Annotated in this window: 16 protein-coding genes and 1 pseudogene; 11 read left to right on the forward strand and 6 right to left on the reverse strand. The window is 72.5% G+C overall.

The window, feature by feature from the left end:
- Positions 1-233: 233 nt before the first annotated feature.
- The 6 genes from BLW78_RS25055 (at position 234) to BLW78_RS25080 (ending at position 7,728) form a co-directional block, all read left to right on the forward strand.
- A complete protein-coding gene (locus BLW78_RS25055) occupies positions 234-1,607 on the forward strand; it encodes a lysine N(6)-hydroxylase/L-ornithine N(5)-oxygenase family protein (RefSeq protein WP_091682769.1) in 1,374 nt (457 codons plus the stop codon).
- A 103-nt stretch (positions 1,608-1,710) separates the two neighbouring features.
- Positions 1,711-2,655: an ABC transporter substrate-binding protein gene (locus tag BLW78_RS25060; RefSeq protein WP_244527048.1), complete on the forward strand. Its 945-nt coding sequence runs from the start codon at positions 1,711-1,713 to the stop codon at positions 2,653-2,655.
- Positions 2,652-4,664, forward strand: coding sequence for a Fe(3+)-hydroxamate ABC transporter permease FhuB (gene fhuB, locus BLW78_RS25065; protein ID WP_091682772.1), 2,013 nt, complete (start codon positions 2,652-2,654; stop codon positions 4,662-4,664). Before BLW78_RS25060 ends, fhuB begins: the two co-directional genes overlap by 4 nt.
- On the forward strand, positions 4,661-5,458 hold the full coding sequence (gene fhuF, locus BLW78_RS25070; protein WP_091682774.1) for a siderophore-iron reductase FhuF: 798 nt from the start codon (positions 4,661-4,663) through the stop codon (positions 5,456-5,458). Before fhuB ends, fhuF begins: the two co-directional genes overlap by 4 nt.
- Complete coding sequence (locus BLW78_RS25075) at positions 5,455-6,303, forward strand: ATP-binding cassette domain-containing protein (protein WP_170855236.1); 849 nt, start codon at positions 5,455-5,457, stop codon at positions 6,301-6,303. Before fhuF ends, BLW78_RS25075 begins: the two co-directional genes overlap by 4 nt.
- 435 nt (positions 6,304-6,738) lie before the next feature.
- A complete protein-coding gene (locus BLW78_RS25080) occupies positions 6,739-7,728 on the forward strand; it encodes a helix-turn-helix domain-containing protein (protein ID WP_091682844.1) in 990 nt (329 codons plus the stop codon).
- A 389-nt stretch (positions 7,729-8,117) separates the two neighbouring features.
- Here BLW78_RS25080 and BLW78_RS25085 read toward each other — a convergent pair whose 3' ends face one another.
- Positions 8,118-8,396, reverse strand: a complete 279-nt coding sequence (locus BLW78_RS25085; RefSeq protein WP_091682775.1) for a hypothetical protein — start codon at positions 8,394-8,396, stop codon at positions 8,118-8,120.
- A 431-nt stretch (positions 8,397-8,827) separates the two neighbouring features.
- A complete protein-coding gene (locus tag BLW78_RS25090) occupies positions 8,828-9,466 on the reverse strand; it encodes an isochorismatase family protein (RefSeq protein WP_091682777.1) in 639 nt (212 codons plus the stop codon).
- Between the two features lie 124 nt (positions 9,467-9,590).
- On the opposite strand from BLW78_RS25090, the gene BLW78_RS25095 reads away from it, so the two are divergent.
- The 5 genes from BLW78_RS25095 to BLW78_RS25115 all read left to right on the forward strand — a co-directional run bounded on the left by BLW78_RS25095 (position 9,591) and on the right by BLW78_RS25115 (position 15,029).
- Positions 9,591-10,502: a LysR substrate-binding domain-containing protein gene (locus BLW78_RS25095; protein ID WP_091682778.1), complete on the forward strand. Its 912-nt coding sequence runs from the start codon at positions 9,591-9,593 to the stop codon at positions 10,500-10,502.
- Between the two features lie 186 nt (positions 10,503-10,688).
- A complete protein-coding gene (locus tag BLW78_RS25100) occupies positions 10,689-11,567 on the forward strand; it encodes a pirin family protein (RefSeq protein ID WP_091682780.1) in 879 nt (292 codons plus the stop codon).
- 103 nt (positions 11,568-11,670) lie between these two features.
- A complete protein-coding gene (locus tag BLW78_RS25105) occupies positions 11,671-12,615 on the forward strand; it encodes an alpha/beta hydrolase (protein ID WP_091682782.1) in 945 nt (314 codons plus the stop codon).
- Positions 12,616-12,647: 32 nt separating this feature from the next.
- Positions 12,648-14,174 carry a GMC family oxidoreductase gene (locus BLW78_RS25110; protein ID WP_091682784.1) on the forward strand — a complete coding sequence of 509 codons (1,527 nt, stop codon included), beginning with the start codon at positions 12,648-12,650 and terminating at the stop codon, positions 14,172-14,174.
- 438 nt (positions 14,175-14,612) lie between these two features.
- Positions 14,613-15,029, forward strand: coding sequence for an ester cyclase (locus BLW78_RS25115; RefSeq protein ID WP_091682786.1), 417 nt, complete (start codon positions 14,613-14,615; stop codon positions 15,027-15,029).
- On the opposite strand, the gene BLW78_RS25120 is transcribed toward BLW78_RS25115, so the two are convergent.
- From BLW78_RS25120 to BLW78_RS25135, 4 genes and pseudogenes are all read right to left on the reverse strand, one after another.
- Positions 15,026-15,208: a hypothetical protein gene (locus tag BLW78_RS25120; protein WP_020094361.1), complete on the reverse strand. Its 183-nt coding sequence runs from the start codon at positions 15,206-15,208 to the stop codon at positions 15,026-15,028. The genes BLW78_RS25115 and BLW78_RS25120 overlap by 4 nt on opposite strands.
- A 179-nt stretch (positions 15,209-15,387) precedes the next feature.
- Entirely contained in the window at positions 15,388-16,116 is a 729-nt protein-coding gene (locus tag BLW78_RS25125; protein WP_091682788.1) for a phosphatase PAP2 family protein, read from the reverse strand.
- Positions 16,117-16,225: 109 nt separating this feature from the next.
- Positions 16,226-17,428 (reverse strand): annotated as a pseudogene (locus BLW78_RS25130) (MFS transporter); the annotation flags it as partial.
- Positions 17,429-18,167: 739 nt separating this feature from the next.
- Positions 18,168-20,711 (reverse strand): HWE histidine kinase domain-containing protein, encoded by a 2,544-nt coding sequence (locus tag BLW78_RS25135; protein WP_091682790.1) that lies wholly within the window; start codon positions 20,709-20,711, stop codon positions 18,168-18,170.
- Positions 20,712-20,807: the final 96 nt, after the last annotated feature.

A 20,807-nucleotide genomic window follows, 5' to 3' on the forward strand; every position in this document is an offset into this window, starting at 1 on the left:
TGCGGCCGGCGGGTGCGGCCGGCGGGTGTTCTGTGGTCCGGGGCTTGGCGGGGGACGCGGTCAGTGGCGTGTGCGCGAACCAGCTTCCGGTCGCCTGCGAGCGGTCCCGCCGGGGGAACGCGCGGCTCCCCCGAGGGAGGCGCCGCCCCCGTGCGCCGCGGCGGCGAGGATCGCCGCGCATCCCGGCGCGCACCCCGGCGCGCACCCCGTCGTGCGGACGAGGAGACGATCGGATGACCGCGCGCGCCGCACCGCTCTGCGACGTCATCGGGGTCGGCTTCGGGCCCTCGAACCTCGCCCTGGCGATCGCCCTGGCCGAGACCCCGGCGGCGCGCGGCCTCCGGTACCGCTTCCTGGAGCGGCAGCCGCACTTCCGATGGCACGGCGGCATGTTGCTGCCGGGCAGCGACATGCAGATCTCGTTCCTCAAGGACCTCGTCACGCTCCGCAACCCGACGAGCCCGCTGACCTTCGTGAACTACCTGCACAGCCAGGGTCGACTGCACGATTTCATCGATCTCGGGACGTTTCATCCCAGCCGGATCGAGTTCAACGACTATCTCCGCTGGGTGGCGGACCATTTCGCCGACCGGTGCGACTACGGCGAGACCGCGGTCGCGGTGGAGCCCGGGCCGGGACCGGACGGGACGGTCGAGACCCTGTGGGTCGTCACCCGCGACGCCGCGGGCCGCGAGATCCGCCGCCAGACGCGCGACCTCGCCCTCGCGGTGGGCGGCGCCCCGCACGTGCCCGCCGCCTTCGCCGCCCTGGCGCGCGATCCCCGGCTCTGCCATTCGAGCCGCTACCTCGACCATGTCGACCGGCGCGGCCCGGGCAGCCCGCTCGACCTGTCGCGCCCGGGCGCCCGCGTGGCGGTGATCGGCGGCGGCCAGAGCGCCGCCGAGATCGGCCACGATCTCCACGCCCGCTTCCCGCAGCTGCAGGTCGATCTCGTCTTCCGCGGCCACGCCCTCCGACCGTCGGACGCGACGCCGTTCGTCAACGAGATCTTCCACCCCGACCGCACCGACTTCGTGTACGCGCAGCCGAGCGAGCGGCGGGCGGCGATCGTGCGCAGCTACCGCAACACGAACTACGCGGTGATCGACGCCGACCTGCTCAAGGCGCTCCACGTCATCGTCTACCGCGAGAAGGTCTCCGGGCCGCAGCGCCTGCACCTCCGGCCGCGCAGCGAGATCCTCTCGGCCGTCGGCGACGCAAGCGGGATCAGGCTGCGGACCGTCGACCGCTACGCCGAGGTCGAGGCGGAGCGCAGCTACGACGGCGTCGTCCTGGCGACCGGGTACGCGCGCGACCCGAACCCGGCGATCCTCGAACCGCTCGCGCCCTACCGCGACGGGCCGGACCTGGCGCGCGACTACCGCGTCCCGACCCGCCCCGGCTTCGTCCCGCGCATCTACGTCCAGGGCTACTCGGAGACCTCGCACGGTCTGAGCGACACCCTGCTCTCGGTCCTGCCGGTCCGCGCGCAGGAGATCGTCGACAGCCTGCTCGATCAGGACGGGCACGGGGGCGCGGTCGCCCCGGCGCGCGCGCCCGCCGCCGGCGGGATCCGCGCCTGGGAGCGGCAGGGAGCGCATCCATGAGGCTCGCCGTCCCGCGGACCGGCCGGGCGCGGCGCGCGGAGGCGTGCCGCGGGCGGATCCGCCGCCCGCTCGCCCGAGTCGGCGCACGGGTCGGCGCATGGGGATGAGCCGCCCGCGCGGCGATCGTCGCGCCCTCCTCGCCGGCCTCGCCGCGGGCGTCCTGGGTCTCGTCCCGGGCGGCTTCGCCGCGTCTCCCGCGGGCGCGTCCGACGACCCGCGGCGCGCGGAGACGGGCGGCGCGCCCGCCGCCCGCGTGGTCGCCCTCGACGGGTTGTTCGCCGAGACGCTCCTCGCCATCGGGCTCGTGCCGGTGGCGATCGCCAACCGGCCGCTCTACGAGAAGCTCATCGCGCAGCCGCCCCTGCCGGACTCGGTCCTCGACCTCGGCCCCCTGCAGGAGCCGAACCTCGAGTTCCTCAGCCTGATCGCCCCCGACCTCATCCTCGCCGCGCCGTGGCAGGCGCAGATCCAGGTCGCGCTGACCCGGATCGCCCCGGTCGTGGCGCTGCCCATCGTCGCGGGCGCGCGGGAGCCGATCGACCACCTCGACGCGCTGACCCGCGACCTGGGGGACCGCGTCGACCGCGCCGCGGCGGCGCGGGCGCTGGTCGCCGGGACCGACGGGGCGCTCGCCGAGGCCCGGGCCGCGCTCGCGGGCCGGACCGGGCGCCCGGTCTACATCTGCCGCTTCCGCGACGACGGGCGGCAGCTGGCCGTCTTCGGCACGCGCAGCACCGTCGGCGCGGTCGCCCAGCGCCTCGGCCTGACCAATGCCTGGACCGGCCGGCAGAGCGGCGCGGGCACGGTGCTCGCTGCGGTCGAGGACCTCGCGGAGGTGCCCGACGCGACGCTGATCCACTTCGACCGCGGCGCCGAGACCGCGCGCGCCCTCGGGCGCCTCGACGACAGCCCGCTCTGGCGGGCGCTGCCCGCCGTGCGCGCCGGCCGCGTGATCCGCATGCCGGTGGTCCATCCGAACGGCGGCCTGCCCTCGGCCGCGCGCTTCGCCCGTCAGGTCGCCGCGGCGCTCGGGAAGGCCCCGGCGTGAGCGCGGCCGGGGCCGGAGCGCGGCGGGCGCGAGCCGACGGGTCCGGGGCCTCGCCGCTCTGGCGCGGGGCGGGGCTCCTCGCCCTCGCGCTGGCGGTGAGCGCCGCGCTGCTGCACGCCAACCTGGCGGCAGTCCTGCCGCCCGGGCAGTGGTGGGCCGCCCTGCTCCACCCGACCGACGGCGACATGCCGCAGCTCGTCCTGCGCGACAGCCTGCTGCCGCGCCTCGCCATGGCGGTCCTGGCGGGCGGCGGCCTCGGCCTCGCCGGCGTGCTGTTCCAGCAGGTGCTCGACAACCCGCTGGCCGAGCCCGGCACCCTCGGCGTGTTCGCGGGCGCGAAGCTCGCCCTGGCCCTCGCGACGCTGTGGTGGCCGGCCCTCCTGATCTACGGCTACGAGCCCGTCGCGGGCGCCGGGGCGGCCCTGTGTACGGGCCTCGTGCTGCTGCTGAGCGGGCGCAGCGGCTACGCGCCGTCCACCGTCATCCTCGCCGGACTGGTGGTCGGGCTGTCCGCCGAGGCCGCCAACCGGATGCTGGTGCTCGCGCATTTCGACGCGCTCTCCGACCTCTACGCGTGGCAGGCCGGCGCGCTGAACCAGAACAACTGGGACGGCGTCCGCGGCCTCGTCCCGCGCCTCGCCCTCACGGCCCTCGCGGCCGGCCTGCTGGCGCGCCCGCTGACCCTGATCGAGCTCGGCGATGCCGGGGCGCGGGGCCTCGGCGTCTCCACCGCCGGCACGCGGCTCGCCGCCCTCGCCCTCGGCGTCGCGGTCGGCGCCAGCGTGACCGGGTATCTCGGGGTGATCGGCTTCGTCGGCCTGGCGGGGCCGGCCATCGCCCGCTACGGCGGCGCCCGCCGGCTCCGCGACCGCCTGCTCTGGGGGCCGGTCGCCGGGGCGGTGCTGCTCGTCCTGACCGATCAGCTCGTGCAGCGACTCATCGGCCGCAGCGGTGTCCCGACCGGCGCCGTCACCGCCCTCGTCGGCGCACCCCTGCTGGTCGGCCTCATCCTGGGCCTGCGCACGGCGCGCGAGGCGCCGCCGGCGCTGGGGCCTATCCCGGTACGACTCGCCCGGCCGTGGCCCGCCATCGGGGCGCTCGCGATCCTGGCCCTCGCGGCCGTCGGCCTGTCGCTCACCCTGGGGCGGGATGCCCAGGGCTGGCTGTGGAGCCCCGATCCGGGCGCCCTCCTGGCCTGGCGGGCGCCGCGCGCGCTGGCCGCCCTGGGGGCCGGGGCCATGCTCGCCTACGCGGGCGGGCTGCTGCAGCGGCTGACCGGGAATCCCCTCGCGAGCCCCGAGCTGTTCGGCGTCTCCGCGGGCGCGGCCCTGGTGGTGGTGCTCGTCCTGTTCCTCGCCCCTGGCCTCGGTCCGGCCGCGATGCTGGCCGCCTCCGCGGCGGGCGCGCTCGCGACGCTGCTGGCGATCCTGGCCCTGGGCCGCCGGGCGCGCTACGCCTCCGCCCGGATCCTGCTCGTCGGCGCGGCCCTGACCAGCCTGATCGGCTCGGTGATCGCGCTCCTGCTCGCCACGGCCGACCCGCGGACCGCCGCCCTGCTGACGTGGCTCTCGGGCTCGACCTACAACGCCACCGGGACCGAGGCCGGGCTCGCCTGCCTCGGCGCGGCCCTGGTGCTCGCGGGCACGCCGCTGCTCGCGCGCTGGCTCACGATCCTGCCGCTCGGGGCGGAGACGAGCCGGGCCGTCGGGCTCCAGGTCGCGCGGGCGCGCCTGACGGTCCTGTCGGTCGCCGCGATCCTGACCGGCGCCGCGACCCTGCTCGTCGGCCCCCTGAGCTTCGTCGGGCTGATGGGGCCGCACCTCGCCCGCAGCCTGGGCTTCAGCCGGGCCGCCGAGCAGCTGGTGGCGGCGACGCTCGCCGGCGGCCTGATCATGGTGCTGGCCGACTGGCTCGGGCGCGTCGCGGCCTTCCCGTGGCAGTTGCCCGCCGGCCTCGTCGCGACGGTTCTCGGGGGCGCCTATTTCGTCTGGCTGATGCTGCGCCGATGATTCTCTCCCCGCTGAACGCCCTGTTCGTCGGCCCCCTCGAGGGCTACCGGGATCGGATCGTGTCCGCGGAGGATCCGCGCCCCTCCGTGAGGGGCGCCGACCTGCTCGATCCGCGCGTCCTGACCGACCAGCTCGACCGGTTCGCCCGCACCTTCGCGGCGCCGGAGCCCCGCGCCGTCGCGTCGATCTGGGCGAAGCAGCACTTCTCGATGCTGGTGGTGCCCGCGCTCGCCGCCAACATCGTGCTCGACCTCGTCCTGCCCGTGGCCCTCGACGCCGTCGAGATCGTCCCGGACGAGGGCGGGCTGACGCGGGCGCTCAAGCTGCGCGACCCCGCCGCGGGGAGCGACGGGCCCGGCGGGCAGACCGGGGAGAGGGCGCCGGCGGATCGCTTCGGCGCGCTGATCGACGCGCACCTGGCGCCCCTGGTCGGTGCCCTGGCGGCGGTCTCGGGCGTGGCGCCGCGCGTGCTGTGGAGCAATGCCGGCAACATCTTCGAGTTCGTGGTGCGCCGCACCGAGGGGCTCCCGCAGGCGGGCCGGACCGGGCACGCGGCCGCCGCGAGCGTCCTGACGAGCCGCCGCCGGTCCGGCGCGCCCAACCCGCTGTTCGCGCCGATCCGCTACGTCCCGGAGGCGGGGGACGCGCCGGCGGGCGCGCCGCCGCGTCGGGTGCGGAAGGTCTGCTGCCTCCGCTACCTCATCCCCGACCAGAGCCTCTGCGGCGCTTGCCCCCTGCCGGCACGCCCCGAAGCGGGTCCGGCGGGAACGGACGGCCCGAGGAGGCCCGCATGAACGGTCCCGATGCGCCGGTCGTCGCGCGGCCGCGGGGCGCGCCGACGGCGGAAGCCGCGGGCGCCCCCCCGCTCTTCACCCTGCAGGGCGCGAGCTTCGGACTCCCCGAACGCACCCTGCTGCATCCCCTCGACCTCGTGATCCAGCCGCGGCAGGTGGTGGGCCTGATCGGCCATAACGGGTCCGGCAAGTCGACCCTGATCAAGCTGCTGGGCCGCCAGCAGGCGCCGACCGCCGGCCGGATCGCGTTCGCGGATCGCGCCCTCAGTGCCTGGGAGGACCGCGCCTTCGCGCGCGAGGTCGCCTATCTGCCGCAGGCGCTCCCGCCGGTCCCGGGCATGACCGTGCGCGAGCTCGTGGCGCTGGGGCGCTATCCCTGGCACGGCGCCCTCGGCCGCGTCGCCGACCGGGATCGCGAGGCGGTCCGGCGGGCGCTCGCCGCCACCGGCGTCGCCGCCTTCGCGGACCGCTTCGTCGACACGCTCTCGGGCGGTGAGCGGCAGCGCGTCTGGCTCGCGATGATGATCGCGCAGGAGCCCGCCTGCCTGCTGCTCGACGAGCCGATCTCGGCCCTCGACGTCGCCCACGCCGTCGAGATCCTCGCCCTCGTGCGCGATCTGGCCCATCGTGACGGGCTCGGCGTCGTGGTGGTCCTGCACGACGTGAACATGGCGGCGCGCGTCTGCGACCGCATCCTGGCGCTGCACTCGGGACGCCTCATCGCGGACGGGCCGCCCGGCACGCTGATGAACCCCGACACGCTGCGCGCCGTGTACGACATCCCGATGGGCGTCATGCCGCATCCGGATACCGGTCGGCCGCTGAGCTACCTGCGCGGATCGTAGGCCGGCGCGCGACGACCAGCTGCTCGCGATCCGGCACGCTCGAACCCAGGGTCCGAGCGCGAATCGGCCGGACGCTCGGGTGGCGGCTCGCCGCGGACCTCGTCGCCCGGCGGTGACCCCGTGTCGTCTGGACGATCGAGGCTTCGGGAAGAGCGCGGCCGTTGCGGCGGCTCCGACAACGCTGGCGGGGACGGAGGGATTCCGAGACGGTGACCGGCCCCCGCGGGGTGGTCCCGTGTCAGGCTTGGGTGCGATCGGAGTGGCAGCTCCGGGCGGTTTCCTGCCGGTGCGCTTACCGACGGCATTGATTGAGACGCGGACAGAACCGCCGCGAAGCACCCGGCACCGCGGTCTTGAGATGATAGATTATATACAATAACCCTCCGGATCCGCAGTCTGCGCTTGGGGATGGCGCGCTGCGTGCCGAGGCTACGCATGCAACCCTTCTTCTCGACAGAGGGAATTCACCCCAAGGACGCGTTCCGGCGCTGGCGCGAGACGATCTGCGAGCGATTGATCCCGATCGACCAGCAACCCCTTCACGGGGTTCCGTTTCAGGGCAGGCTGGACGTCACCAGCATCGGGCCTGTGCCGATCTCCAAGATGGCACACACCGCCATGCGGACTGAAGCGACCCCCGACGCGATTCGGCGCTATGGGCAGCCCGACCGCCTCTACGCGTCCATGAAGCTCTCCGGCCAGGACGCCATCCAGCAAGGCGATCGGGAGGCTGTATTCCGGACGGGCGACTTCGTCGTTATCGACGCACGCCCGGCCGTCTGCGAGGCCGACACGGGCATCTCCCTCGTCATCGATCTGCCGCGCGAGCGCTTCGAGGCCATGCTGGGTCCGTCCCGGCTGTACTGTGCACTCACGGTCGGCGCGGACCTCGCCTCCACGACCCTGGCAAACACCTTCCTCCAGGAGCTGGTGCGCATGGGCGATCAGCTCACGCCCGACGCGGCCGTGCGCATGGCGGCGATCGGAACGGACCTGATCATAGCGAGCCTCGCCGAACGGATGGCGCAGGAGGTACCCCGTTCCGTTCACGGCAACGTCACGGTCCAGCGCGCCAAGGCCTATGTCGAGGCGAACCTGAGCGACCCGAACCTGGATCCGCCGCAACTCGCCGCCGCGATGGGCGTGTCGCTGCGCCGGCTCCAGGAACTGTTCCACGAGCGCGGCCGGCACATCTCCGACTACATCTGGGGACGCCGCCTGGAGGCGGCAGCCAAGCGCCTGGGCGATCCGGCCTGCGCCCACCTGTCGATCGGCATGCTGGCTTACGGCTGCGGTTTCAGCAGCCAGGCGCATTTCGCGCGCCGCTTCAAGGATCGCTACGGCATGAGCCCGCGTGACTACCGGCAGGCGCACAGCCGAGACACGCAACCGGGCGCGTCCGCGTCCCGGCCGTCATTCTCGTGACCTGAGTGACCGGTTCGGGTCGCTCCCGGAACGGCAGTTCGGGGTGGTCTTCCGTCTGTCCGCTTCTGGGCATCAAGTGTGGGAAAGCCGACCTCGGCTTCCATTCGCGCCCAATCTCGAGAAGCGGCGGACTCCGCCACGATCCGGCGCAGGGGATTTCGCATCGCGCTTCGACTGTGCGCGGCGAACGCGCACCGCGTGCGCTGGCTTGCGGTACCGGTCATCCAACCCCATTCGCCGAGGGCTGTCGGGCGCGATAAGGTTGATACCCTGCGGCGGGTCGCATCCCGGTCAGAGCAGGCGACGGTAGACACTGGCGAATTCCGTGCCGCGCCGGATTTCGCAGATGCCGGCTCGGCTGACCTTATCGAATACGCGAAGGGATGACTTCACCGTGCGGCGCGGACCTTCCGGATCGGATTCGCGGCCTTCTGCTCCTCTTGGTAAGCGGCGATGGCCATCGAGCAATTCGGTGTCAGGAGGCCGACTCTCTCGCGGAAGCAGGCCTGGACTTCCCCGCCGTCGGGCGAGAACTGGCCGCAATGTTCCAGGTAATCTCCTATGCAGTGGCGCTTCAGGTTCTCCTGGCTCGCCTGTGGCTGGGCAAAGGCCATGTCGGAGACGAGGCCGAGGACAGCGGTGAGGCAAGCGGTCTTCGAGATACTCATGATCGGCTCCGTAGGGTGAGAGATCTACCGAGGCGACGCCTTCAGGCTCCGGTCATCGCCAGATACGGGATGAGGGAGGCGCAGGCGAAGTTGCCGGCGATGACCAGCAGGATGACGGACTGCATGCCCATGACGGCTCACCTCGTCTGCGCGAGGAGACCGGCTGCGGATGCGGGCGTCAGCATCGGCGCGCAGGCGATGGCGCCGATCACGCTGATGACGATCAGCAGTCGTGCGATGATGGTGGTCATGTCGGTTCCCCCTCGTGGCCGTTCGGGCCTTTGGTTAATGAAGGATTTAAGAGCTCGGCCTTACGCGCGTGTTGCTTCGATTGTTGCGTCGAGCAGGGGCCGGCAGACACCGCTGGCGCGCCCGCTTGCCGACCGCTGTGGGACAGGCGGCGGCCGCAAACTGACACGTGTCGGGAACGGTCAAGCATTCGCTCCGCCGTCCACTCTGCCGAAGGAGGCGGCGACCTGGCCGACCAAGGTCGCCCAGGGCATGTCCAAGGCCGCGTAGACCGGGCCCGCCTCCGGGCGGGCGTTGTCCTTCAGGATCTCGACCATCAGCGTCGCGTAGTCGGACAGGACCACGCCCGCCTGGGCCATACGGAGAAGGCCGGCCTGGCGCTTGGTCTCGCTGAACGTCCCGGAGGCGTCGACAGCCACGTAGGCGTCGAGGCCGCGGGCGACGGCTGTCATGGCCGGGAAAGCCGCGCAGACCTCCAGCGAGATGCCGGCGAAGATCAGCTTCTCGCGGCCCGTGGCCTCGATGGCCCGGGCGACGCGCGCGTCGTCGTAGGCGTTCACCGACGAGCGGTCGATGACCTCGTTTCCGGGCAACGCCGCGACCAACTCGGGGAAGGTCGGACCCCATAGGCTGTCGCGCGCCGTCGTGGTGACCACGATGGGCAGGCCGAGCGCCGCGGCGGCCTTCGCCAGGGCGATCACGTTGTGCTTGAGCTCGCCCGTCGAATAGTCCCGCACGCCCGTCATCAGGCCGACCTGATGGTCGACGAGGACGAGGGCTGCGTTCTCGGCGGTGAGCGGTTCGTAGGCGCGAGCGGTCATCGTGTCCTCCTGCTCAAGGCCCGTCGGGGCCGGCGACGAGCAAGAGCTACCGGCTGGACCGGCGGCCCAGAAGCCGCAACAATCCGAACCCAGCGTCCATAGGTTTGGACGATGTGGAGGCGGCGTGCTCGACCTGAACGACTTCTTCTACTTCGTGCAGGTCGTCGATCGCGGCGGCTTCACGGCCGCCGGGCGGACGCTGCGCGTGCCGAAATCCACTTTGAGCCACCGCCTCCAGCAGCTGGAGGGCGCCCTCGGCGTCCGGCTGTTGAACCGGACCTCGCGCCGGTTCGGCATGACGGATGCGGGGGAGGACTTCTACCGCCACGCGGTCGCGATGCTCAGAGAGGCGGAGCTGGCGGAGACGACGATCCGCCAGCGCCTGACGGAGCCGACCGGCACGGTGCGGTGCACGGCCGGCGTCGCGACCATGCAGTTCGCCCTGGCGGACATCATCGCGGACTTCCTCGTCCGCCACCCGAAGGTGAATGTCGTGGCCCACGGCGCGGACCGCACCGTCGACATCGTCGGCGAGAACTTCGACATCGCCGTGCGGGCCCATACGGACCCGCTGCCGGACTCGAACCTCGTCCAGCGTACCCTGGCGCCGGCGCCCTGGTTCCTGTTCGCGGGATCGGCATACCTCGACGAGAACGGCGCTCCGGACAATCCGGACGCCCTTCGGGACCATCCGTCCCTGTTCATGATGCGGACCGGGGTCGCGCCGGTCTGGCGGCTGCGGCACGCGAGCCGCGCCGGGGAGGAGGCGGTACTGCCGTTGAGCCCGCGGCTGATGGGCGATGACATGGTCGGGCTGCAGCAGGCCGCCATCCGCGGCATCGGCGTGGTCGCTCTGCCGAGCTACATCTGTCGTCAGGCCGTCCGCTCGGGTGCCCTGCGGCGCGTTCTGCCCGACTGGGTCGCGGGCGACTCCACCCTGACGGCCCTCATTCCCTACCGCCAAGGCCTGCTTCCGTCCGTGCGGGCCTTTCTCGACCACCTCGCGGCGGAGTTTCCGAAGGCCGTGCTGCTCTAGGCGCGGGCGATCTCGACGGGGTCGGTCGAGGGTGTGCGGGGTCGGGGCCGGTCGCCATCCGCCGCGAGCGCCACCGGATGCCGGATCCCGGCGTCCAAACGATCGGACGATAGGTCCGAAAATAGCTGCCTTCTCGGCCAGCGTCTGTCGCCACACCATCGGCACATCCACGCAGCGAGGCAGGACATGACAGCTCTCGAGACCATCCACGGGGCCGACGCGCTCCACCCGAGGCTCGGCGAGACCGTTCTCGGAGCGCCCCACCGCATCGGCTCGAACTTCTCCGCGACGCACTTCTCCGAGGAAGTCTTCGACGGGCGCATGGACCCGCTTCTGATGGTCGACCACTTCGTCATGACGGGGCCGACCTTCGAGCCGCACCTCCATGCCGGCATCTCGGCCGTGACCGTCATGTTCGAGGACGCGACCGGCCACTTCCTCAACCGGGACACGCTGGGCCGAGACGTCGCCCTCGAGCCGGGCGACCTCTACTGGCTCGCGGCGGCGTCGGGCGCCGCGCACGAGGAGAGGCCGGCCGAAGGGGCACGGGTCCACGCCCTGCAGGTCTTCGTCAACCTGCCCGCGCGCCTCAAGGCGCAGCCGGCGCGCGCGCTCCACGTTCGCGCGGCCGACATCCCGGTCCTCGAAGGCCGCGGCCATCGCGTCCGCGTCGTCCTGGGGCAGAGCGGCGACGTTGTCGGCGCGGGTGGCACCCCGGAGGAGATGACACTGCTCGACGGCTTCCTACAGCCGGGCGGCGCCTTCGCCCACGCCCTGCCCGAGGGGCGGCAAGCCTGGATCTACGCCGTGTCGGGGCGCGTGTCCGTCCGCTGCCGTGAGGAGGAGCGCCTCCTGCCGGAGGGCGGCGCCCTGGCGGTGGGCGCCGGTTCCGCCGCGGAGATCATCCTCGAAGCCGCCGAGGCTGCGCATGTCGTGCTGATGGCCGGGCGGCCGATCCGCGAGCCCTTCGTCAAGCGCGGTCCGCTGGTGATGTCCACGGTCGCCGACGTCGAGCGCGCGCTCGCCGGCTACGCCCGGGGCGCGTTCGGCCGCATCCCGGCCTGAGATCCGATCGTCCGACACACGAACCCCGCGCGGCGCCGAGCGACGCGCGGACGGCGGAGCCTTGCCCGGCGGCAGTCGGGCCGATGCACCAGCGGGAACTGCGATGCGCGACGACACCTTCGGCCCCGATCCGGCGCCAGGAACGATCACCATTCCGCTCGCCGACGATGAACGGCAGCGCGAGGACCACCTGCGGGACCTGTTCGCGCGCTTCTGGGGCAACGCGACGGGAGAGCCGCGGGCGGTCTACGACACCTTCATAGCCGGCAGCCCGCGCGCGGACGGCGTCGCGTTCGACCTCGTGGACGAGGCCGGCATCCGCGGCTGGTGGGTGCGCCCCGCGGATGCCGCGCCCGGCCAAGCGATCCTCTTCCTGCACGGCGGCGGCTACGTCCAGGGCACGGCCGCGGCCTATCGCGGCTTCGTCAGCCAGATCGCGAGCCGGGCCGGCGTCGCCGCGCTCGCCATCGACTATCCTCTGGCGCCGGAGGCGACGCTGCCCGCTGCCCCGGAGGCGGCGCTGGCCGCCTGGGATTGGTTGATCGGCCAAGGCTACGACCGGATCGCCGTCGTCGGGGACTCGGCCGGGGGCGGGCTGAGCCTCGTCACCCTGGCGAGCCTCGCCCTGCGCGCGCGCGGCCCTGCGCCAGTGGCCGGCGTCGTCTTCTCGCCCTGGACCGACCTGACGCTGTCCGGCCCCTCCATGAACGACCCTTCGGTGCAGGACCCGCTCATCGGCCGTGAGTACCTGCAGGACTGCGCGCGCAAGTATGCCGGCGCGCGCGATGTCCGCCACCCGCTGGCTTCACCGCTCCTCGGCGGCCTGCGCGGATTGCCCCCGCTCCTGATCCAGGTCGGCACCGACGAGCGCCTCATCGACGACGCGACGCGCTACGCCCGGCGCGCCGAACAGGCTGGCGTCGCGGTGTGGCTGGAGGTCTGGGAGGGCCTGCATCACGTCTTCCAGCTCGACGTCGCCCACCTCGACAGCAGCCGCCGGGCCCTCGACCGAGCCGCCGCCTTCCTGCGCCGCGCCTCCGCATCCTGACCATCGCCGCTCTCGAAGAGGACATGTCCGCCATGCCCACCCGCGCCCCCATCCCGGATCAGGCCTTCGACGTCGTCATCGCCGGCGGAGGCTCCGCGGGCGCCGTGCTCGCGCGCCGGCTCAGCGAGAATCCGAACCGGACGGTTCTTCTGCTGGAGGCCGGACCGGCCTACGCGCCGGGGGCGTATCCGGACGTCATCGCGAACGCGAACCGGGTCGGCGGCGACGCGGCGCACGACTGGGGCTACCACACCCAGGACCGCTCCGGCCTCGGCCACGACGTGCGCGCGATCCGCGGCAAGGTGCTCGGCGGCAGCTCCGGCGTGAACGCCGCGGTCGCCATGCGGGCGCGGCCGTCCGATTTCGCCCGCTGGACCGCGCGCGGTCTCGACGGCTGGTCGTGGGACGAGGTGCTCCCGGTCTTCAGGGCACTGGAGAACACGCCGGCCGGCGACGACGCTCGGCGCGGGCGCTCCGGGCCCTTCCCGATCCGCCAGCGCACGATGGAGGAGATCACCCCCTCCATGCGCGCCTTCGTGCTGGCCGCAGAGGCGGCCGGCCTGTCCCGCATCGCCGACTTCAACGGCGCGGAGCAGCACGGCGTCTCGCCCTACCCGCTGAACGTGGTCGAGGGCCGACGCGTCAACACGGGCATGGCCTACCTGACTGAAGACGTTCGGCGCCGACCGAACCTCGCCATCGTCGGGGGCGCCGAGGTCGACGCCGTGCTGTTCGACGGCCGGCGGGCGCGCGGCCTCCGGCTGCTGGGCGGCGCGACGGTGGAGGCCGGACGGGTGATCCTCTCGGCCGGGGCATTCGGCAGCCCCGCCATCCTGATGCGGTCGGGCATCGGGCCGGCGGCGCACCTGCGCGACCTCGACATTCCCGTGCTGCAGGACGCGCCGGTCGGCGAGCGACTCAAGGAGCATCCGTTCTACTACAACGTCTACGCGCTCAAGCGGGAGGTGCGGGCGATGGACCCGGTCGCGGGCGCGATCATCTGGACGCGGTCGCGTGAGGCCGCTCCGGACGAGTTGGACCTTCACATCTTGGGGACGCACATCTTCGATCCGGCGCAGAGCCCGACCGGCGGGGCCATCGTACTGGCCTGCTCGGTCACGCTGCCGAGGTCCGTCGGCTCGGTTCGGCTGGCGAGCCGCGACCCCCGCGCCATGCCGCTCATCCGCTACAACTTCTTCGAGGACCCGGCCGACCTGCGGCGCATGTTGGAAGCGGTGCGCCTGTCGCGGCGCATCGGCCGGACGGCCCCGTTCAGCGACGTGGTCGCGGCGGAGCTGTATCCCGGTCCCGATGTCCGTGACGACGACGCGCTGCGGCGAGCCGTGCTCTCGGCAGTCGACGGCTACGCCCACCCGACCTCCTCCGTCCCGATGGGCGGCCGCGACGACCCGTGGGCAGTGGTCGATGGGAGCGGGGCGGTGCGCGGGGTGGACGGCCTGAGCGTCGTCGATGCCTCGATCATGCCCGACATCGTCTCGGCGCCGACGAATGTGACCACGATCATGCTCGCCGAGGCGATCGGCCGGAGGTTCGGCTAGAGCCGTGCCCGATCGCGTTGCAATCGGGCACGGCTCTAAACCTTTGTCTTGACGCGCTCTTTTACGCCGAACCGGTATCCACTTCGGCGGAGAGCGCTCGAGCGCTCGGCCGGGGGACGGCCGAAGTCGGGACGCCGCCTTCGAGAAGCCGGGCCGCGCGCCTCGGCACGTCCGGCCCACCGCCTCCCCCGGCTTCACACGAGAACGGTCACAGACATGGCGCGCTCGACCTCGAAGCGTCTTGCCCCAACCCGCTCCCGCACGGGAGCGGGGGGCATGGCGCGGCTGCCTCGAACGAGGCGCCTTCCTGACCGTCGCGATACGGTCGGAAGCGGCGCCAGCCGCATGACCGTCCGCGCAGACCCTCGCAGAGGGTGCTTGCGCGGACGGCGTCCGCTACAATCGGCGCTTCCGGCAATGGAAAAGGGCGATCCAGGCATGGGCGACATCACGACGGTAGCAAAGGCCTTCTTCGACGCCTGCGAGACCGGCGGAGGCTGGGAGGCGTGCGCGCGCTACTGTGCCCCGCATGCGACCTTCTCCGCCCAGGCCGATGCCCTGGCCGGCGTGACCTCCCTGCAGGACTACACGGAGTGGATGAAGGGGCTCCTGACCTTCATCCCCGACGGTCGGTACGAGGTGCGTTCCTTCGCGACGGACGAGGAGCGCCGGAACGTGACGGCCTACGGGGTCTTCCACGGGACCCACACTGGCGAGGGCGGACCCTGCCCGCCCACGGGCAAATCCACGTCGACCGACTACGTGTATGTCATGCAGTTCGAGGGGGACCGCATCATCGGATTGACGAAGATCTGGAACGACGCCCGGGCCGTGAGAGAGCTCGGCTGGGCTTAGCCATCGCAGCGGCGAGCCTCGTCTTCCGCCGAACAGCGTGACGAGGCCGCCCGACAGATGCGCATCGCGCGGACGAGCTTTCTGGCCTGCCGCTTCTCGCAGGTCTCCGTGACGGCACGACCGGCGACCTTGACCATGAAGTGCCCATCAGCGGCCATCTCCTCGGTGACGTGAGACATGCCGGCGGTCTTCTGTCGTTCGGGGCTCGGATGTCGGGCGGCCCATCTCCGGGGCTGGGTCGGGTGCGGCAAGGGCCCGTGCGCGGGTGCCCAGGATTGCCTGGGATCGCAGTCAGACAGGCGGGTTCGCCCCGCAACCCGCCTCCCGCCTTCGTGATCCTGCGTCAGGAGCCTTCGCCTCACCGACCGGAGGCGCCGCCCTGGGCCGCGACTTCAGAAGCCGCCCGGGCGAGATCGCGTTCGAAGCGCGGGTCGTGGAACAGCGCCTCGGCGATGACGGCCGCGGCGATTTTGCCGGCTTCGAGGTCGGACGGGAAATGGGTGCCGGCGATCACGCGGTTCTCCCCGTAGGTCTCGGCGAACGCGAACAGCGCCTGGCGCTTCTCGGGCACGAGGCGCGACAGCACCGTGGCCGCGAGATACCCGAACGTGGCGTGGCCGCTCGGGTAGGACGTGCTGTCGGAGCGATGTCCGAACGTGGCGAGGTCCGGCTTCACCGTGTAGGGCCGCGGCCGCGCGATGGCGGCCTTCGCCGCCAGCACGGCGAGTTCCCCGTCCTGGAACACACTCTCGATCAGCGCCGCGGTGTCCGGCATCGTCTCCGCCGTGAAGGCCGGGCCGAGCACACCGGTGAAGCGGTCGAGGGTGCACGGCAGGTTCGCGGTGATGCGCCGCTCGTCGTCGGGCGTGCGGGCGCGGACCGCGGCCTCCACGGCCTGCATGTCCGCCTTGGCCGATTCCGAGCCGGCTTCGGGCGGGGGCGGCAGGACGCGCTGCAGCGCCATCGCCGCCGGGTCGACGTAGGTGCTGTGGAGCGTCGCGGCGGTGACGGGCAGGGCAAGGGAGAGGAGCACGGCCAGCGTCGCGGTGAGCCGCCGGCCGCCCCGGCCGGAAATCCGATCTTTCACCACCCCTCCTCAAGCCGTGCCAGGTCTCACCGCTCGCAGCCACGCCGCCGGGCCGCCCCGAGGCTTCTCCGGGGCTTCTCCGGGGCTTCTCCGGGATTGTCTCGGGCAGCAGCGTCACGAGCACCCCGAGCGCGACCGCCGCGACGGCGGCGCACGCGAGATAGGCGGCATCGAACCCCGCCTGCTGGACCAAGGTTCCGGCGATCACGAACGACAGCGAAGCGCCGGCGCCCTGCACGGTCCCGATCAGGCCGTGGGCGGCGTTGTACCGGCCGGTTCCTCGGGTGATGTCGGCTATGACCAGCGGCTTCACCGCGCTGAGCAGGCCGGCACCGACGCCGTCGAGGCACTGGACCGCGATCAGCCAGTACGGGTCGCGCCAGACGAGATAGAGCAAGGCGCGCACGGGCAGTGCGGCGAAGCCGATCACGAGCAAGGGCTTGCGGCCCCAGCGCTCGGCCCGGCGGCCGACGATGAGCCCCATCGGCACCATCACCCCCTGCGCGCCGACGATGCAGACGGAGACGATGACGGACGACCAGTCCGGGCGCGCCTGCCCGATCTCCTGGGCGACGAGGGTCAGCAGCGGCGCGTTGGCGAAATGGAAAAGCCCTACGCAGGCCGCGAAGACCATGAGCGGCCGGCAGGTCAGCAGGGTCCGCCACCGGGCCGGGGCTTGCTCCCCCTCGCCGCCGCCGCGGGCCCGGCGCGCGTCGATGGCATCGCGCGGGATGGAGTAGAGTGCCGCGGCCGAGACAATGGCGCAGGCCGGGACCAGGAGGAACACCGCGCGGTCCGGGAACAGCCAGCCGACGAGCCCGATCAGCACCGCGATGGCGACGTTCCCGGTCCGCTCCAGGGCGGCGTTGCGGCCGAAGCGGCGGGCGATCCGGTCGGATGGGAACAGGCCGAGCGTGAGCGTCGCGATAGCCGGGCTCAGCATGCCCCCGACGGCGGCCAGCACGCAGGAGGCCGCGAGCACGGGCCAGAAGTACGGGAAGAGCGCGACGAGGAGCGTGGCCAGCGAGAGCGCGACCAGGGCGCCGAGCAGGATCACGCGCTTGTCGCGCACCGCGTCGATGGCGGTCCCGATGGGCGTCTGCACCACGATGCCGACGATGCCCGACACTGTGCTGACCAGCCCGACCGAGGCATCATTCCAGCCGCGGTGCACGTAGAGGTAGACGTTGAGGTAGGGCTTGATCGCCCCGTTCACGTCGATGAGCAGGAGGTTGAGGAGGTCCAGGGACCTGGAGACGGATGGCCGTCGCGAAGCGGGCGGCCGCTCCCCCTCGCCGATGTCCTGCTCCATGCGGTCCGCTCCCCTTTCAGCCAACCTAGAGCGGCGCGGCACCGAACCGAGAGGTCGACGCAGATGCCGTGCAGCAGGTCGATGTCGGCCCGGCCGCCGTCCCGTGCCTCAACGGTGCGACGCGATCTCGCGGGGAACGCGGTGACCACGGCGGCCATGGACGGGGTTCCTCGACGCGGAAGAACCCAGGCCGTGCCGGTACGGCGACGCTCGGCGCCGGCTGCTGGTTCGGTCGGATCTTCACGATGATCGAGGGACCGCTACGGCCAGGGATGTCTGTTGCGGATCCGCCACAGCTGCTTGCCGGCTCACCATAGGCCAAGTCTCGGATCGCCGCCGCCGGGGATGCCTCGCATCGAACGCGTGACGGCCGCCGCGGTACCCCTGATGTCGCGCGGGCAATCAGCCGGCGCGGCCAGCCACCGCGCTTCGGTCCGGACTGCACGATGAGCGGGTCCTCGACGGGGCCGACGCGCGCGGAGCTTTCCCGTGCCCATCATGCCCAGGATCCACGACGCCCTCTCTGCCGGCGGCTTCGCCGGCTTCGTGGCGCGACAGGCGCGCGGTCTCGGGTGCTCCGGCCTGCCGGGTCTCGAACGCCTCCCTCGACCTTTCGGGCCCGGCGCGTGACCGACGAACCGCCGTCGTTCACCTCGCCTTCGGGCGAGGAGCCGCGCCCGACATCGCCCCAACCACCGGTAACCCTGACCACCGACCCGTCAAGCACCGGCTCGCGGGCTCAAGCCGGGAAGGCGCGCAGGAGGTCCTCCGCCCCGTAGGGCTTCTTCACCACCGGCACGGCGGCGAGGTCTTCCGGAATGCGGAAGCCGTCGCCGTAGCCGGTGGCGAACGCGTAGGGGATGCCCAGTTCGAACAGCCTGCGCGCGACGGCGATGCTGGTCTCGGAGCCCAGGTTGACGTCGAGCAGGGCCCGGGCCGGCGGCGCCGCGTCGATCAGCCGGAGCGCCTCGCGCGTCGACGAGGCCATGTCCACGTTCGTGGCGCCGAGCGACGTGAGCAACTCCTCGGCCTCCAGGGCGATGATCATGTTGTCCTCGACGACCAGCACGGACCCCGCGAGACCGCGCAGCGCCTCGGCGGGAGCCGCCCTGACAGCCTTCGGCGCGGCGCGTGAGGCGTTCTGGACGAAGGCCGGGGGGATGGTGAAGCGCGCCTCGACGCCCGCCAGTTCGTAGCGCACCTCCGCCTCGCCCTTGAGCTCGTACGGGATCGACCGCTCGATGATGGTCGTGCCGAAGCCGCGCCGGGTGGGCGCCCGCACGGCCGGGCCGCCGGTCTCGCGCCATCGGATCACCAAGTGGTCGAGGGCGTCCCGCTCCCAGCGCAGGTCGACCCGCCCGAGGCTGTCGCAGAGCGCGCCGTACTTGGCCGAGTTCGTCATCATCTCGTGGACGACCAGGGCGACGGTCGAGAACGCCTGCGGTTCCAGCAGGACGTCGGCGCCGTCGAGCACGACCCGGCCGGCCTTGGGTCCGAGGTAGGCGCCGGCCTCCAGCATGACGAGGTCGCGCAGGGATCCCGGTCCCCAGTTGCTCGAGGTGATCTGGTCGTGCGCCCGGGCGAGCGCCTGGATGCGGTCGCCGACCGTGCTCGCGAAGGCGCTGTCCGCCCCGTCCGCCGGCCGGCTCTGGGTCACCACCCCGCGGATCAGGTTCAGGATGTTGCGGACCCGGTGGTTGAGCTCGGCGATGAGGAGTTCCTGGCGCTCCTGCGCGACCTTGCGCTCCTTCTCGGCGGAGTCGGTGAGGCGCAGGATCACCTCGAGCAGGGTGATGCGCAGGGCCTCGGCGGTCCGCATCTCGACCTCGGCCCAGGGGAGCGAGCGCCCGTGCACGGTCTCGCGCCAGGCCTCGAAGCTCTTGCGCGGGGTCAGGCGGACGCCGTTCGGCCCCGGGGTCGCGGGCTTCACCGGGTTGCCCGCCCAGGTCACGGTCCGCGAGACCTCGCGCCGGAAGTAGACCAGAAAATCCCGGGGCGTGCGCGACACCGGGATGGCGAGCATGCCGGCCGCCCGCTCGGTGAAGTCGCGGCCCGGTTCGTGGACGCGCCCGATCTCGTCGGTCGCGTAGGCCTTGCTCGCGGCCGTGCGGTTGAGGAAGCGCACCAGGCCGGCGAACTCCTCCGCGGTCGGGGTCGAGCCCTGGAGCGTGATCTCGCCGTTCACCCACAGGCCGATGCCGTCGCAGGGCAGGATCGCCGCCAGGTCGTCGAGGAAGTCGGAGAGGCTTTCCAGGTTGGTGCCGCCGGTGGCCAGCGCGCCCAGCAGGCGGTTGTGCAACTCGCGCGAACGGACCTCGCGCTCGGCGTCGGCCTGCCGCTCGCGGGCCTCCAGCAGCCAGGAGAACATCTGGCCGAACAGCTCGGCGCCGGTCCGGCGCTCGAGCGAGATGTGGCGCGGCTCGGTGTGGTGGCAGGCGAACAGGCCCCACAGGCGACCGTCGCGCAGGATGGACACGGACAGCGAGGCCGCCACGCCCATGTTGCGCAGGTATTCGAGGTGGATCGGCGAGACCGTCCGCAGGGTCGACAGCGACAGGTCGAGGGGCTGGCCGGCCGGATCGCGCGGGGGCAGCACGGCGGCGCCGGTGTCGTCGACGTCGGCGATGATGCGCAGCCAGTTGCGCGCGTAGAGGGTGCGGGCCTGTTTGGGGATGTCGGAGGCCGGGTAGTGCAGCCCCAGGTAGGGAGCGAGGCCGGACCGGGCCGCCTCGGCGATGACCTCGCCCGAATGGTCCGCGGCGAAGCGGTAGACCATAACCCGGTCGAACCCGGTCAACGCCCGCATCTGGCGGGCGGCCTCGCGGCAGAGGGGGTCGAACCCCACGGTCTGCTGGAGACGGGTGACCATGCTGCGCACGAGGTTGCCGGCGCTGAGGTGTTCGGTGGCGCTCGGCTCGGCCTCGATGACGATGGTGTCCCCGGACCGGTGGAGGGCCACGTCGAACGGCTCGCCGCCCGGCACGAGCCGGAGGCCGAAGACCCGGTCGACGGCGTCGGGCCCGCGCAGGGTCTGCAGGTGCCCGCGCAGGGTGTGAATGGCCTCGCGGTCGAGGACGGCATCGAGGGGCAGGCCGAGAAGTGCCGCCGCACCCTGGCCGAGCCAGGTCGCGACGTTGTCCGAGGCGCGGGTGACGATCCAGTCCGGGGAGACCCCGATGAGGAAGCCGAACCCCTGCACCGCGCCGAGGATGTGGATGGGCTCGCGGTCGCAGGACGAGAGGTCGATCTCCGGCGTCGGTCGCGACGCGTTCAACTGGTCCATGGGCCCACGATGCTGCGCGCAGGCAAGGGTCCGGCTGCGGTTCGGATATTGTCTTCGCAGATCAACGCGGCACGGCGCGCGGGCGTTGCAGGACCG

Source organism: Methylobacterium sp. 275MFSha3.1 (assembly GCF_900108435.1).
Lineage (GTDB): Bacteria > Pseudomonadota > Alphaproteobacteria > Rhizobiales > Beijerinckiaceae > Methylobacterium.